General features: G+C 56.1%; 13 protein-coding genes. 7 read left to right on the forward strand and 6 right to left on the reverse strand.

The window, feature by feature from the left end:
• Positions 1 to 107 precede the first annotated feature (107 nt).
• The 5 genes from AUC45_RS11825 (at position 108) to AUC45_RS11845 (ending at position 4,342) form a co-directional block, all read left to right on the forward strand.
• The gene (locus AUC45_RS11825; protein WP_067602738.1) at positions 108 to 1,694 is read left to right on the forward strand and encodes a hypothetical protein; all 1,587 of its coding nucleotides are present in this window, start codon (positions 108 to 110) and stop codon (positions 1,692 to 1,694) included.
• A gap of 101 nt (positions 1,695 to 1,795) precedes the next feature.
• Entirely contained in the window at positions 1,796 to 2,410 is a 615-nt protein-coding gene (locus AUC45_RS11830; RefSeq protein WP_067602741.1) for a hypothetical protein, read from the forward strand.
• A gap of 51 nt (positions 2,411 to 2,461) precedes the next feature.
• Positions 2,462 to 3,022: a hypothetical protein gene (locus AUC45_RS11835; RefSeq protein WP_067602744.1), complete on the forward strand. Its 561-nt coding sequence runs from the start codon at positions 2,462 to 2,464 to the stop codon at positions 3,020 to 3,022.
• 2 nt (positions 3,023 to 3,024) lie between these two features.
• A complete protein-coding gene (gene csgH / locus AUC45_RS11840) occupies positions 3,025 to 3,411 on the forward strand; it encodes a curli-like amyloid fiber formation chaperone CsgH (protein WP_156423837.1) in 387 nt (128 codons plus the stop codon).
• A 58-nt stretch (positions 3,412 to 3,469) separates the two neighbouring features.
• Positions 3,470 to 4,342 carry an LOG family protein gene (locus AUC45_RS11845; RefSeq protein WP_067602750.1) on the forward strand — a complete coding sequence of 291 codons (873 nt, stop codon included), beginning with the start codon at positions 3,470 to 3,472 and terminating at the stop codon, positions 4,340 to 4,342.
• A 21-nt stretch (positions 4,343 to 4,363) separates the two neighbouring features.
• Here the strand turns inward: AUC45_RS11845 and thiD are convergent, their stop codons facing one another.
• The gene (thiD, locus tag AUC45_RS11850) at positions 4,364 to 5,185 is read right to left on the reverse strand and encodes a bifunctional hydroxymethylpyrimidine kinase/phosphomethylpyrimidine kinase (RefSeq protein WP_067602753.1); all 822 of its coding nucleotides are present in this window, start codon (positions 5,183 to 5,185) and stop codon (positions 4,364 to 4,366) included.
• Entirely contained in the window at positions 5,186 to 6,523 is a 1,338-nt protein-coding gene (gene glmM / locus AUC45_RS11855) for a phosphoglucosamine mutase (RefSeq protein ID WP_067602756.1), read from the reverse strand.
• Between the two features lie 117 nt (positions 6,524 to 6,640).
• Between glmM and AUC45_RS11860 the strand changes: the two genes are divergently transcribed.
• Positions 6,641 to 7,930, forward strand: coding sequence for a dicarboxylate/amino acid:cation symporter (locus AUC45_RS11860; protein ID WP_082701107.1), 1,290 nt, complete (start codon positions 6,641 to 6,643; stop codon positions 7,928 to 7,930).
• Positions 7,931 to 7,935: 5 nt separating this feature from the next.
• Here the strand turns inward: AUC45_RS11860 and AUC45_RS11865 are convergent, their stop codons facing one another.
• On the reverse strand, positions 7,936 to 8,580 hold the full coding sequence (locus tag AUC45_RS11865; protein WP_067602759.1) for a sigma-70 family RNA polymerase sigma factor: 645 nt from the start codon (positions 8,578 to 8,580) through the stop codon (positions 7,936 to 7,938).
• Complete coding sequence (locus AUC45_RS11870; protein WP_067603876.1) at positions 8,577 to 8,780, reverse strand: NepR family anti-sigma factor; 204 nt, start codon at positions 8,778 to 8,780, stop codon at positions 8,577 to 8,579. The genes AUC45_RS11865 and AUC45_RS11870 overlap by 4 nt, the downstream gene beginning before the upstream one ends.
• Positions 8,781 to 8,947: 167 nt before the next feature.
• On the opposite strand from AUC45_RS11870, the gene AUC45_RS11875 reads away from it, so the two are divergent.
• Positions 8,948 to 10,663, forward strand: a complete 1,716-nt coding sequence (locus AUC45_RS11875) for a CHASE domain-containing protein (RefSeq protein WP_082701108.1) — start codon at positions 8,948 to 8,950, stop codon at positions 10,661 to 10,663.
• A 20-nt stretch (positions 10,664 to 10,683) separates the two neighbouring features.
• On the opposite strand, the gene AUC45_RS11880 is transcribed toward AUC45_RS11875, so the two are convergent.
• Together AUC45_RS11880 and AUC45_RS11885 are read right to left on the reverse strand one after the other, a co-directional pair.
• Positions 10,684 to 11,478, reverse strand: coding sequence for a response regulator (locus AUC45_RS11880; protein ID WP_067602762.1), 795 nt, complete (start codon positions 11,476 to 11,478; stop codon positions 10,684 to 10,686).
• Between the two features lie 344 nt (positions 11,479 to 11,822).
• Entirely contained in the window at positions 11,823 to 12,992 is a 1,170-nt protein-coding gene (locus tag AUC45_RS11885; protein ID WP_067603880.1) for a hypothetical protein, read from the reverse strand.
• Positions 12,993 to 13,108 lie beyond the last annotated feature (116 nt).

Raw genomic sequence — 13,108 nt, forward strand, 5'->3', positions numbered from 1 at the left:
CTTTCCGGTCTGCTCTTAGAGGTGAGAGCGGACCGGGCAGCTCTCATTCAAACCCGAGCCCTTCGGACAAAATCAGCATTGGGTTTGAGGCTACAAGGAGCAACACAATGAAACGGCTATTGCTAACAGGTGCAGCCGCTCTCGCTTTGGCAGTCCCTGCCATGGCGGACAATTCGACGAGCACCGTTACTCAATCCAATACCGGCAACAATGCGAGTGTCGATCAGACCGGCTCGATTGCGGGCGGGGAATCCACCATCACCCAATCGGGTGCGGGCAACACCGCCAATGTCACGCAAAGCGATGACGGCAGCGATTTCCTCGGCACTGCGCCCCCGATCAACGAGTCCACGATTGACCAGAGCGGCGATGGTAACACCGCCGATGTCACCCAGGACACGGCCACCGCAGCGGTGCTGTCGCGCTCGATTGTTGCCCAGTCTGGGAACAGCAACAGCGCAACGATCAGCCAGATCGACGATTCACAATTCTCCGCTGTCGAACAGCTCAGCAGCAACAACACCGCAACGGTCTCGCAGGGCAATCCCGGTCTCGTTGCAAGCGATGGCAGCTTCGGCAACTTCTCAACCGTGCTGCAATCGGGTGCCGGCGATCACATCGCGACTGTTGAACAAACAGGTGCCGCAAACGAGAGTTCAATCATCCAGAACGGCTCTACCAACGAAGCCTTTGTCCAGCAGCGCGACTTCGGCAATGCCAGCAGCGTCATTCAAAACGGCAACAACAACTTTGCCAATGTGAATGAGCAAGGGCGGGGCACAGTCCTCGCGTCAGGTCAGGACTTCAACCAGAGCGACATCATTCAGGACGGCGATAACAACACCGCTTTTGTCGATCAGGACGGTTCGAACAATTCGAGCTTCATCAGCCAGGGCGGCGATGACAACACCGCCCGGATTTCCGATCAGAATGGTGACAACAATTCCTCGTCCATCATCCAGTCAGGGGACCGTAACCGCGCTGAGATCGACAATCAGGACGGCGATTTCAACACCAGCCTGATCACCCAATCGGGCGATGACAACATGGCCGATGTCAATCAGGATGGTGACAGCAACACGTCTGAAATCATTCAGGATGGCTCATTCGTAACCGCGAATGTCGATCAGGGCGGCAACGGCAATGATAGCTTTATCGATCAGTCATCGCCAGGCGGAGTGCGTCCGGTGGATTCCGATGTCACCGTATCGCAAGGCGGCGATATGAACACGTCGCGGGTCATCCAGCGCGGCAATGATGCGGTTGCAACCGTCATGCAGGGCGGGAGTGAGAACCAGTCGGTCGTCAACCAGTTCGGCAATCGATCGCTCGTCAGTGTCGATCAGATCGGTGATATGAACCGTTCATTCGTCACCAACCGCGCCGAAGACAGCAGCGCGTTCGTGACGCAGGCCGGGGATGACAACGAATCCCGCATCATCCAGCGCGAAGACAGCCCGCCGACGGAGAACTTCTTTGCATCGGTGAGCCAGTCCGGAAACGGCAACATGTCTTTGATCGAACAGGATGGCAATGATCACAGCGCCACTCTGATCCAATCTGGCAATGGCAACATGTCGGAGATTTTCCAGACCGGTTCGTTCAACACCGCCGTCGTCACGCAGATGACCGATGGCAATATGTCGACTGTCACGCAAAGCGGCAGCGGCAATATGGCAACCGTCACGCAATAATGCGGGCGGCCATGTTCTGGAGGCGGCCTCCGTGTCGCCGCCTCCAGAATTTCGCATGATTATGGTAAGGAGGCTGGCCTTTCTTTAGGATCAGAAATCCAATGAGACTTCTAATCGCTCTCGCTTTTGCTCTTGTGTTGATGCCTGCTCCGGCCTTGGCGCAGGTGACGGCGTCCGTTTCCAGCGATGGCGAAGGGCAGCAGATCATCGTCGATCAGGGTGATGCCGGTCTTGATAGCCGGGTCTCGGTCGATCAGATCGGCTTTGCCAATGTGACGCAGGTGACGCAGCAGGGTGATGGCAATCTTGCCGATATCGGAGTGAACGGGGCCGACAATCAGATCACCGCCGTGCAGTCCGGCGATGGCGAGCACACTTTGTTGCTCGACACCCAAGGCGATGGAAATACGGCGTCGGTCGATCAATCCGGTGCGCTTGGTGCGGGCAACGATGCGAGCATCATCCAGACAGGCAATGGCAACACCGCTGTTCTGACGCAGAGCGCGCTTGCCGGTGCGATCAATCTGGCGACGCTGAACCAGAGCGGCGATAACAACAACGCGCTGCTGTCGCAGTCGGGATCGGGCAATGACCTCGCGCTTTCGCAGACGGGCAACGATAATTCAGCCGACCTGTCGCAAGCCGGCAATGGCCTTGTCCTATCGATCGAGCAGACAGGCGGCGCGAGCATTGCTGTCAGCCAGAGCAATTTCTGATAGAATGCAGCGGTTGGGAGAACACACCATGATCCAGAAACAACGATCATCGTGATCAAGCAGGCGCCATCGAAGCTGCTTGTAGCAATGGCGTTGTGTGCATTTGCCACGAGCCATGGCTTTGCCCAGTCGGAAGACGAGGCGGAGCAATTGGCACTAAAAACGTCTCCTGAAAAATCGCGGCTGGATGTCGAACAGATCGTCGTCCCGCAATCGAGCGGCGGCACCGATGACTTCCAGATCGAAGCCACCCCGTCTGAAAATGAAAGGCGTTCCGAAGTCGGCCAATTGCCCGGCGATCTGGAAGTGCCCGATGGAGAAGGCAAATCCCCTGAATCCGCCATTTCCAAGCCAATCCAATCACCCGAAGCGGCCTTGTTTGGCCGCGTTGCTGAAGCATGGCAGGTCATCCGGGAGCGCGGCCAGCAGCCAACGCCCGAATTGATCGCACGCGAAATCGGCCCCGATCAGCTTGCGACTTTCCTCGATCAAAATCCGGATGCGACCGATATCTTCGGGCAGGATAGCGATACACTTCCTGTTGATGTGCCCGGCGTTGAGCAATTGCCAGATGGCGGGATTTTCCTGATTCCGCCGCAAGGAGGAGGATGACCATGCGAGCGCTCATCATAGGCTTAACAGGCATCACAGGCGCAATAACAGCAGCAGTGGCAGGGGCTTCTGCTCCGGCGATGAACACAGCAGGGGAGGCAGATATGGGTGCTACGCAGGCACTGAAACTTGAACGGGAAACGCGTTCTGGCGAAGTGGAAATTCGCGTAATCGGCCATAGCGACAATGCGGTTGAGGTGAGCTACCATCTTGATGTCAAAGGCAATTCGACCACGCGGCATTCGGGCAAGACCCGGCTTAAACCTGGCGTTGAGGCGACACTTTCGCGCGTTAAGGTTTCAACCGACGGCGATTGGTGCGCCACTCTTGAAGTCGAGCAGGGCGAAGATCGTTATACCCTTGAAGAGGGAAGCTGCCCGGCCAGCTGAATGGTTTCAGCATAACTGCTTGCTTGCTGCGCGGGCTTTGCGCGCCTAGGGGGCGATCATGACTGATAAAGAGCTGACCAATCACAAATTCTACCACGCTGGCGAGGAAAGCCGGTTTGCGGATGAAGCGCCTGATCGCACGCCGCAGACCGAGCATCCCGCCTATAAGCTCGCCTTTCGCGACACCGATTTTCTGCTGCGTGATGAATTGCGACCGGTGCGGTTTCAGCTGGAGCTTTTGAAGCCTGAAATGCTGCTTGATGAAGCGCGCGTTGGTTCGACCATGGTGATGTATGGCTCTGCACGCATCCCTTCACCCGATCAGGCCCAGGCGAAAATTGATGCGGCCAAGAACGGCGATGAATTTGAACAAAAGGTGGCGCAGCGCCTCGCCGAAAAAGCCAAGTATTATGATGAAGCCTACAAGCTTGCCCGGCTGATTTCGGAAAAGGCGATTATCGAAGAGGGTAAGCGCCAGTTCGTCGTATGCTCAGGCGGCGGCCCTTCGATAATGGAAGCGGCCAATCGTGGAGCCAGCGATGCAGGCGCGGAAAGCATTGGCCTCAACATCATCCTGCCGCACGAGCAGGCACCCAATGCCTATGTGACGCCTTATCTCAGCCTCAATTTCCACTACTTCGCGCTGCGCAAAATGCACTTCCTGCTGCGCGCGCGGGCTGTGGCGGTGTTCCCCGGCGGGTTTGGCACCTTTGATGAATTCTTCGAGCTGCTCACTCTCATTCAGACAGGCAAGATGAAGCCCATGCCGATCCTGCTGTTTGGCAAGGATTTCTGGAACCGGGTCGTCAATTTCGAAGCGATTGCCGAGGAAGGCACGATTTCGAAGAAGGATCTCGATCTGTTCAAATGGTGCGAGACCGCCGACGAAGCCTGGACGCACATTGCCGAATTTTACGAGCTGGAGCGGTAAGCTTTTGGGGCGTTAACCCTGCTAGTCAGCCAGACTTCGCACCGCGTGATGGCCCAATGGCCCATTGCCTTCACCAAATCCCGGCGCGGCCTCAATAGCGCGGACAACGAAATTGCGAGCCAGTCTGACAGCGTGATGCAGCGGTTGGCCATGGGCCATCAAGGTCGCGATGGCTGATGACAGAGTGCAGCCCGTGCCGTGCGTGTGTTGGGTTTGAATGCGGGTGTGTTCAAACTGCTCGATCAAATCGCCTTTGTAGCTAACGAGCAGATCGACAATCCGCTCATCATCCGTGTGTCCGCCTTTGGCGACAATGTCTGAAAAAGAGCGCTGGGCAAGTTCGGAGGCCGCTTCCAACATTTCGTGGGTGTTGGAAAGAGTTCTGCCTACCAGGTGGCCGAGCTCGGGAAGGTTTGGGGTGATGATGGAGGCTGCCGGAAAAAGCTTTTCTTTCATAGCTTTAATGGCCTCAGGCGCGATCAGGGCCGCTCCGCTTGTCGAGATCATGACGGGGTCAAGAATGATGTCGCCATCGGTGTCATGCAGGGCCTCTGCAACAGCGCTGATGATCTCCTCATCATGCAACATGCCGATCTTGATAGCGTCATAACCGATGTCTTCTACGCATGACCGTATCTGCTTATAAACGATCTCTCCGCCCATCGGAGCAATAGCCTGAACGCCCGCACTGTTCTGCGCCGTGACGCTGGTAATCGCGGTCATCGCATAACCGCCCAGCATGGTGATCGTCTTTATATCGGCCTGGATGCCGGCACCGCCTGAACTGTCCGATCCGGCAATCGCCAGAATGCGCGGGGGTGTCTTTAAACGGGCACTGCTCACCTAAGCCGCCGCGCGCACGGCATCGCAAATCCGGTCTACCACGGTGTTTACCTGCGCCGGATCATCGCCTTCTGCCATCACGCGGATCACAGGTTCGGTGCCGGATGGGCGGATGACAAGGCGCCCTTTGCCCTGAAGCTCGCTCTCGGCATCGCCAATCACCTGCTTCACGGTCGTATTCTCAAGCGGCTTTCCGCCCGAATACCGCACATTCTTGAGCAATTGCGGGACGGGATCAAACAGGTGCAGGATTTCGCTCGCTGGTTTTTCACTCCGAACAAGACTCGCAATGACGCGCAACGCCGCCACGGTGCCATCGCCAGTGGTCGCGTGATCGAGCAAGATCATATGGCCCGATTGCTCCCCCCCGACATTGAACCCGCCTTCTTTCATGCGCTCAAGGACATAGCGATCGCCAACCTTGGTCCGCTCCAAAGAGAGATCGATGCTGTTCAGATACCGTTCCAGACCCAGGTTTGACATAACAGTCGCCACCACGCCGCCCCCGCGCAGCATCTCTTTTTCCTGCATGCGCGTGGCGATCAACGCCATGATCTGATCGCCGTCCACCTTGCGGCCTTTCTCATCGACGACAATTAACCGGTCGGCATCGCCATCGAGCGCTATGCCAACGTCCGCGCCTTCTTCGACGACTTTCGCCTGAAGCGCTTCGATTGCGGTGGAGCCGACCCCGTCATTGATATTGGTGCCATTGGGATTGACGCCCAGTGTCACGATGTCCGCGCCCAATTCCCAGATGGCTGAGGGTGTCACCTGATACGATGCCCCATGCGCGCAATCGACCACGACTTTGAGCCCATCAAAGCGGGTTTCGCTGGAAATGGATTGCTTGACCGCATGAATATACCGGCCGCGCGCATCCTCAATCCGGCGTGCGCGACCGATCTTTTCGGCAGGCGCAAGATCGGGCTCTGATTCCAGCAATCGTTCTATTTCAAGCTCCACCTCGTCAGACAATTTGAAACCATCGGGACCGAACAGCTTGATCCCATTATCCATATACGGGTTGTGGCTTGCTGAAATCATTACGCCCAAATCAGCCCTCATTTCGCGTGTGAGTAATGCGATCGCCGGGGTGGGCAGTGGTCCCGTCATAATCACATCGACTCCCACGCTAGTGAAACCAGCGACCAAGGCGCTTTCCATCATGTAGCCTGAAAGACGTGTATCTTTGCCGATCACAACGCGGTGGCGGTGGCCGCCGCGCCTGAAATAATTGCCTGCCGCTTGACCCATCCGCATCGCGGTCGTTGCAGTCATTACGCCATCATTGGTGCGGCCTCTAATACCGTCTGTGCCAAAGAATTTGCGTGTCATTCAAGCAGTCCCTTACCCGCGCGAAGAAGCGCTGTGATTGTCAGGTGCTTTAAGCGCGGTTATCGCGCAAAGGGAAGGGCAATTGCGGCCATCAACAAGCTAAAAAGTGTGACATGAATGACTGGGGGGAACGCATTGCCGACGGGTTCTGAAACAAATGCGACTGCAGTCGAACAACGCTTTCAACTGGTGACGATCAAACTGCCAGTGGTGGCGACATTTGCAGCTTTGGTACTGGGCTTGGCGGCAGGGGTTAGCCTTTCAGAAGTGAACCTGCCTGCTTGGGTGACAGAGATTGTATCGGTCATCGGCACTTTGTGGCTGCGCGCATTGCAGATGACGATAATCCCACTTGTCGCGAGCCTTCTTGTGCTCGGCCTCACTCAAATGATCGAAGCTGCAAGCGCTGGCCAGGCAGCCCAGCGTTTCATCTTGCTGGTATTGGGCGTGGCTATAACGGGTGGCCTGTTTACGGCGCTCGCTTTCCCGCTTCTTTTGGAAGCCTTTCAAATTCCCAAGGACGCTGCATTCTTCATCGCTGATGGAGCACAGGTTAGCGGTGAGGTGCCTGGCCCGCTTGAATTCCTGAAATCTCTGGTGGCGCCCAACATCATCGCAGCGGCGGCTGAAACTGCGATGTTGCCGCTCACCATCTTTTTCGCGCTGTTTGCGATCGCGCTGTCGCGATTGCCGCGGCATCAAAGCGAGAGCCTGCTTGGGTTCTTCCACGCGCTTGCCAATGCGATGCTTTTGATTATCGGTTGGGTATTGTGGCTCGCTCCGATCGGCGTTGCGGCGTTGGCATTTGGAGTAGGTATGCGAGCCGGGAGCGGAGCGTTTGCCGCACTCGCTCACTATATTGTGATCGTCTCCGCTATGGGCGGGTTTATCTTTTTGCTCGCTTATGGTTTGGCTTGGGCGTTGGGAGGGATTGCGCCGTGGCGCTTTGCTGGGGCGATCCTGCCTGCCCAAGCCGTTGCCGTATCCACGCAGAGCTCGCTCGCAAGCCTCCCTGCCATGCTCGATAGTGCAGCCCGCCTCAAATTGCGCCCTAGCACTGCTGAGTTTGTTCTGCCGCTAGCCGTTGCGATATTCCGCGCAACCAGTGTGGCAATGAACCTGGCGGTCGCGCTTTATGTCGCCGAGATTGCGGGAGCTACCGTTTCAATGCCGCTCATGCTGATTGGTATTGGCGTTGCCGTCATTATCAGCGTCGGCTCAGTCAGCCTGCCCGGTTCGATCAGCTTTGTCGTGTCCATCGGACCCATTGCGATTGCGATGGGTGTGCCGGTTGAACCTCTCGCGCTGCTGGTTGCGGTTGAAATGATCCCCGATATCATGCGCACGCTAGGAAACGTAACGATGAACCTCGCCGTGACGAGTGCGGTTGATCGGTCGCAGGATTAGCGAAATCAGTTTTTGTCGATGCTGCCGTCAAACCCGGCAGAGACATCGTCGAGCTCTTCAAGGATAGCGCGATGTGCTGTTTCATCTTCGATTGACCGCTTTGGAATATCTCCTTCGGCCAACATCGAATTGAGCGTAGCTCGCGCGCGGCCCACACGGCTCTTGATTGTTCCAACCGCACAGCCGCAGATTTGTGCTGCTTCTTCATAAGAAAAGCCGCCAGCGCCCACCAGCAACAGTGCCTCGCGTCGTTCGGGAGGCAAGGTAAGCAAAGCACGGTGCATATCGGATAGATGGATGGGTTCCTCTTGCCCTGCTGGCGCTGTCAATATGCGCTCGGCAACGCCCTCATCATATTCGCCGCGAAACCGATTGCGGCGCATATCGGTGAGATAGGCATTGCGCAAAATCACAAAGGTCCAGGCACGCATCGATGTACCGGGTTCAAAGCGTTCCTGCGCAGCCCACGCTTTCAAAAGCGCTTCCTGCACCAGATCATCGGCCATATCCGGGCGGCCGCATAGCCCGCGAGCGAATGCGCGCAGGTGCGGAACCACTTCGGTCAGCTCGCGCTTGAACTCCGCTTTCTCTTTTGCGGTGCGCTTGGGCTGAGGTGGAGGCTTATCTGTTTTGGTCTTGCTGTCTGTCACGCAGGAGAACCGTCATCTGGGCCAGCACCGCCATCCGGTGCAGGGTCGTCAAGCTTCGCCAGCAAGTTCTTGAACGCATCGGGCAGTTCTTCTTCAACCACCGCATCGTACAATTGCTTCAGGCCAGCTGCCCAGTCGGGATCATCCGACTGCGAAGCTGCGCTTTTCGCATCCTTGGAGGGGTGTTTATTGGATCCCATATTCAGTTCTGTAGCTTGGTACTGATCGCTAGTCGAGCTTGCTCTCCGGCGATAAAAACCAAGCAATCCATATTCGCGATTGTTGCTGATTTGGGAACGATCCCGCGGCTTTTTTGTTCCGTGCACACAAGTGTGCACGATAGAAGCGTGGGATTTTACAGACCCAAATGGGCGAAGTTTTGAACAGTGCGACCGGGGAAAAGCTGTCTGCCGAAACGGTGAATGGCCCGAAAACAGCAACCAACCGGACGCGGCGTTGGCTGATCGAATACCCGCGTGCCATACCTCTCGCGATCTTTGCTGCAGTGGCTGCGATCACTGCTCTCAGTGTGTTCGCGGTAGAAAGCAATGCCCGTGCGCGCGAGCAGGCTCAGCTTGAAGCTTATGGCCAAGCAATTGAATCTGCATTGGAACGCCGGGGATCGAGCTTTTCGTCCTATTTGCGCGCGGGTGCTGCTTTGCTCACCAGCCGCGAAGACATAACGCCACAGGATTTCCAGCAATTTGTCGCCGAACTCCGTCTCGACCTGACTTACCAGGGCGCTGAAGGCATTGGCTGGGCCGAGCTTATCGAGCCAGAGGACGTCCCGGCGTTTCGAGAACGGATCGAAGCCTATCAGCCAGACTTTCCCGGCGTGCATCCCTACAGCGATGATAATGAAACCGCGCTGGCACCTGTGACCTATTTTTCGCGCAATTCAGGCAGCAGCCCTCAGAAGCTCGGGTTTGACCTCTATTCAGATCCGGTGCGCGCTGCCGCGATGGAAGAGGCTCTGCTCACAGTTCTGCCAACCGCGTCCGGCCGAATAAGCCTTGCTCAAACCAAAACCAAATCGGCCCCTGGATTTGTGATTTTCATGCCTGTTTATCGTCCTGTACCCGGCGGAGCTGGGAATGATCGCGAGCTTGCTGGATTTGTCTTTAGCCCCTTTCACGCGGGCCGTTTTCTTGACGCAGCTATAGAAGTGGCATCGCCCGAGAAATACGGGGTGAGGCTTTATGACGGCAGTAAAGACACACGGCACTTGCTTGTCGCGCGATCACTGGATGACAGTGTTTCAGACCAGTTTGAATCGCCAGTCACTATCGCCAACCGACAGCTGCAATTGGTAATCGAATCGCGTCGCAGTCTGGTGCTCGCTCCGCTTTCTATGCTGACCCTGTTGTTTGGGCTCTCTGTTGCAGGTCTCTTGATGCTACTTGCCCGGCTTCTGACCCAGCAGGCCTATGAGGATCAGTCGCGCCTTGCGTTTTTTGAAGAGCAGTATTCGATCCGGGCTACTCTCACGCGCGAACTCAATCACAGGGTCAAGAACACACTCGCCAATGTTCTGTCGATCCTGTCGTTGACGCGCCGCAGGGCGAGTGACCTTGATCAGTTTGCGGACAGTTTCGAGGGGCGCATTCGGGCCCTGTCGGCAACACACGATCTTTTGACCAGCACCGATTGGGGAACGACGCCAATCGCATCGGTCGTTGATGCCGAGCTTGGACAATTTAGCGCCGCGACAGATCATGACGTGAGGCTCGAAGGGCCCGACGTGGAGCTTGCGCCTAATGACGCCTTGTCATTTGGTCTAGCTGTCCATGAACTTGCGACTAACGCTGCAAAATACGGTGCCCTGAGCGTGCCCAATGGATCAGTAGCTGTGAAATGGTCTCTGATTTCTGACGATCTTGCCGAAGTCGAATGGATCGAGCGCAATGGCCCTCCCGTTAGCGAAAACCGCGGCAGGGGTTTTGGTACTGACCTTATCGAAAAGATCATTGCGCACGAACTCAAAAACCCTGTTGATCTTACGTTCGCAAAAGAAGGGGTGCGCTGCGTAATGCGTGTGCCCGTGCGTCAGCGGGGCGAGTTCAAGATAAGAGCCATGGATTAGGACCGAACCGTACCAGCCGATCAGCCCATGGGTTTGCTGGACCCGAAAAACAGAGCCTGGCTAATGGCGGCTCGCACGGTTTGTTCTTGGAACGGTTTGGTCACGAGGTAAGTCGGCTCTGGTCTATCCCCGGTGAGCAAGCGCTCGGGGTAAGCCGTAATGAAAATCACGGGCATGCTGGCGATCTCGAGAATATCATCCACTGCATCAAGGCCTGACGATCCATCGGCAAGCTGGATATCAGCAAGCACCAGTCCCGGCGTCTTATCGCCCAGCAATTCAGCGGCTTGACTGCGTGTCGCGGCCGTGCCGAAAATCTCATGTCCAAGTGATGAAACAAGGTCTTCCAACTGCATGGAGATCAGCGGTTCATCTTCGATAATCAGGACGCTGGTCGCCTGTTCGCGATCAATTTCTGCCACCGCTTCGGCGACGAGCCCTTCGACCTGCTCGGTGCTCATATCCATAATCTGAGCAGCCTGTGCAGGAGAGAAATCCTCCAAAGTCGTCAAAAGCAGTGCCTGACGATTGAGCGGTGTTATCGATCCAAGGCGATTTTGAGCGCCGACTTCGTGTTCGCCGGCCAAATCATCAGCATGCGGCACATCAAGATAAGCGCTCGACCAAACCTTGTTGAACGCGCGATATAGTGGGATCCGCCCGTTATCGAGCGAAGCTTTGAGCTCCTCATCAGCGAGAGCCGCCTCCAAAGTGGCCTGCACGAATGCATCGCCGGTGCTTTGCGAGCCCGTAAGAGCACGGGCGTATCTGCGCAGGAACGGCAGGTTGGCGGCAACTTGTTGAGCGAGAGACATATTATTTCCTGAATGTTCGTTCAGCCTTTAACGCGCTCTTTCGCGATAAGCCAGCAAGATCGCGGGCTTTGCGCGAATGGCTATTCCTCGGATTGAGATCGGAAACGCGTTCCAAGTGCACCCCGTTGATCGATGCAAAAGAAATGCTCAAGCCGTGATTTTGCTCCGATCTGGATGGAAAAGAAGAAAAAATAATCGTTGCCGGGAACCCCTCTTCAGCCCGCGCATTATGTCATTATCACCGCCGAGACCCCCCCTCCCGTCCAAGCGGCTGGTGATACGATCCCGAAAGGCCTCTACTCTCCGGAGTAGAGGCCTTTTTTGTTGATGCTGCTCTGATCGCTTTAGGTCAGCGTTCTTTCAAAAATCGCATATTCGCGATTTATTTGGCTATTGATGGTGTCAGCAATCGCGACCATTCCCTGATTGTCTTCGAGGATCCAGCCAATCTCTCCGCGCGATGAACCGTACTTGCTGTGCGCGTTCTCGCGGATCGCGCTGATCATCATGAAGGCAAGTTGGCTGGCCAAGCGCGAATTCTGGAATTCTTTGAGCACGCCCATCAGCGGCACCCGCATCCCCGCACCAAGAGGTTTCCGCAGCCAGCGCAGCATGTGGAACCAGCCAAACGGAAACAGCTTGCCTCTGATCTTTGCAAGCGCGTCATTCACGTCCGGAAAAACCAGCATAAAGGCAACCGGGCGGCCATCCACCTCGGCAATCATGTTTAGCTCTTCCTTGATGATCGGTTTCAGTTTTTTGCCCGCATAGGCCACTTCTTCGGGAGTGAATGGCACAAAACCCCAATTGTCGGACCACGCATCATTTAGGATTGAGAGGACAATCGCTGCATCTTCGTCCCAACGCGATTTATCGACATGGCGGACCGTGATGCGGTCATTGCGCTCGCCAGATTTAACGATGCGCTGAACCAGCGGGGGAAACTCGGTCGTGATATCGAGATCATAAGTGTAAAGCGTCTTTGCGCGCGAATAACCTGCCCCTGTGATCCAGTCTGCATAGTGCACGGGGTGATGCCCCATCATCACCATCGGCGCATGATCCTGGCCCTTAATAAGCAATCCGGGTTCCTCCCACATGGCCATGGAAATTGGGCCGAGCGCACGCGTCATACCCTCGGCTTTTAGCCACTCCTCTGCTCGTGCGATTAGCGCTTTCGCGATCATCTCATCTTCGGCATCGAAATAGCCGAACATACCTGTGCCGGGGCCAAAACCCTGTTCCGGTGGCGATTTGAGAGCGAGCTCATCTATCTGGGCAGAAATGCGCCCTACGGGCCGGCTACCGCGGTGCGCGATAAACAATTGCGCCTTCGTGTGGCCGAATAGGGGGTTCTTTGCAGGATTGATCAGTTCCAGCTGCTCGCTGCGCAATTGCGGCACCGAATGAGGCAGGCGCGCAGCGAATTCCCGGCCTAGATCGACAAATCGGGCGCGCCCCTTCTTGTCGTCAACCGGTTCAATGATTATTTGCGCGTCTTCCAAGCCATTCATCCCGTATTGATATCGATCAAGGCTTGTCTGTCGTGCTCGCGCTAGACAAGCAAGCCACTCGATCACTCTTGCCAACATAACGAATTTGGCGATTGGAAAGGAATTGCGGTAATAAC

Source organism: Erythrobacter sp. YT30 (assembly GCF_001542875.1).
In the GTDB taxonomy this organism is placed as follows: Bacteria; Pseudomonadota; Alphaproteobacteria; order Sphingomonadales; family Sphingomonadaceae; genus Erythrobacter.

Bases quoted from the DNA above. Each gene is read 5' to 3' on its own strand.
- AUC45_RS11860 (WP_082701107.1), top strand. From the start codon at position 6,641: ATGACTGGGGGGAACGCATTGCCGACGGGTTCTGAAACAAATGCGACT.
- AUC45_RS11875 (WP_082701108.1), top strand. From the start codon at position 8,948: ATGGGCGAAGTTTTGAACAGTGCGACCGGGGAAAAGCTGTCTGCCGAA.
- AUC45_RS11845 (WP_067602750.1), top strand. From the start codon at position 3,470: ATGACTGATAAAGAGCTGACCAATCACAAATTCTACCACGCTGGCGAG.
- AUC45_RS11830 (WP_067602741.1), top strand. From the start codon at position 1,796: ATGAGACTTCTAATCGCTCTCGCTTTTGCTCTTGTGTTGATGCCTGCT.
- AUC45_RS11880 (WP_067602762.1), bottom strand. From the start codon at position 11,478: ATGTCTCTCGCTCAACAAGTTGCCGCCAACCTGCCGTTCCTGCGCAGA.
- glmM (WP_067602756.1), bottom strand. From the start codon at position 6,523: ATGACACGCAAATTCTTTGGCACAGACGGTATTAGAGGCCGCACCAAT.
- AUC45_RS11825 (WP_067602738.1), top strand. From the start codon at position 108: ATGAAACGGCTATTGCTAACAGGTGCAGCCGCTCTCGCTTTGGCAGTC.
- AUC45_RS11870 (WP_067603876.1), bottom strand. From the start codon at position 8,780: ATGGGATCCAATAAACACCCCTCCAAGGATGCGAAAAGCGCAGCTTCG.
- AUC45_RS11885 (WP_067603880.1), bottom strand. From the start codon at position 12,992: ATGAATGGCTTGGAAGACGCGCAAATAATCATTGAACCGGTTGACGAC.
- csgH (WP_156423837.1), top strand. From the start codon at position 3,025: ATGCGAGCGCTCATCATAGGCTTAACAGGCATCACAGGCGCAATAACA.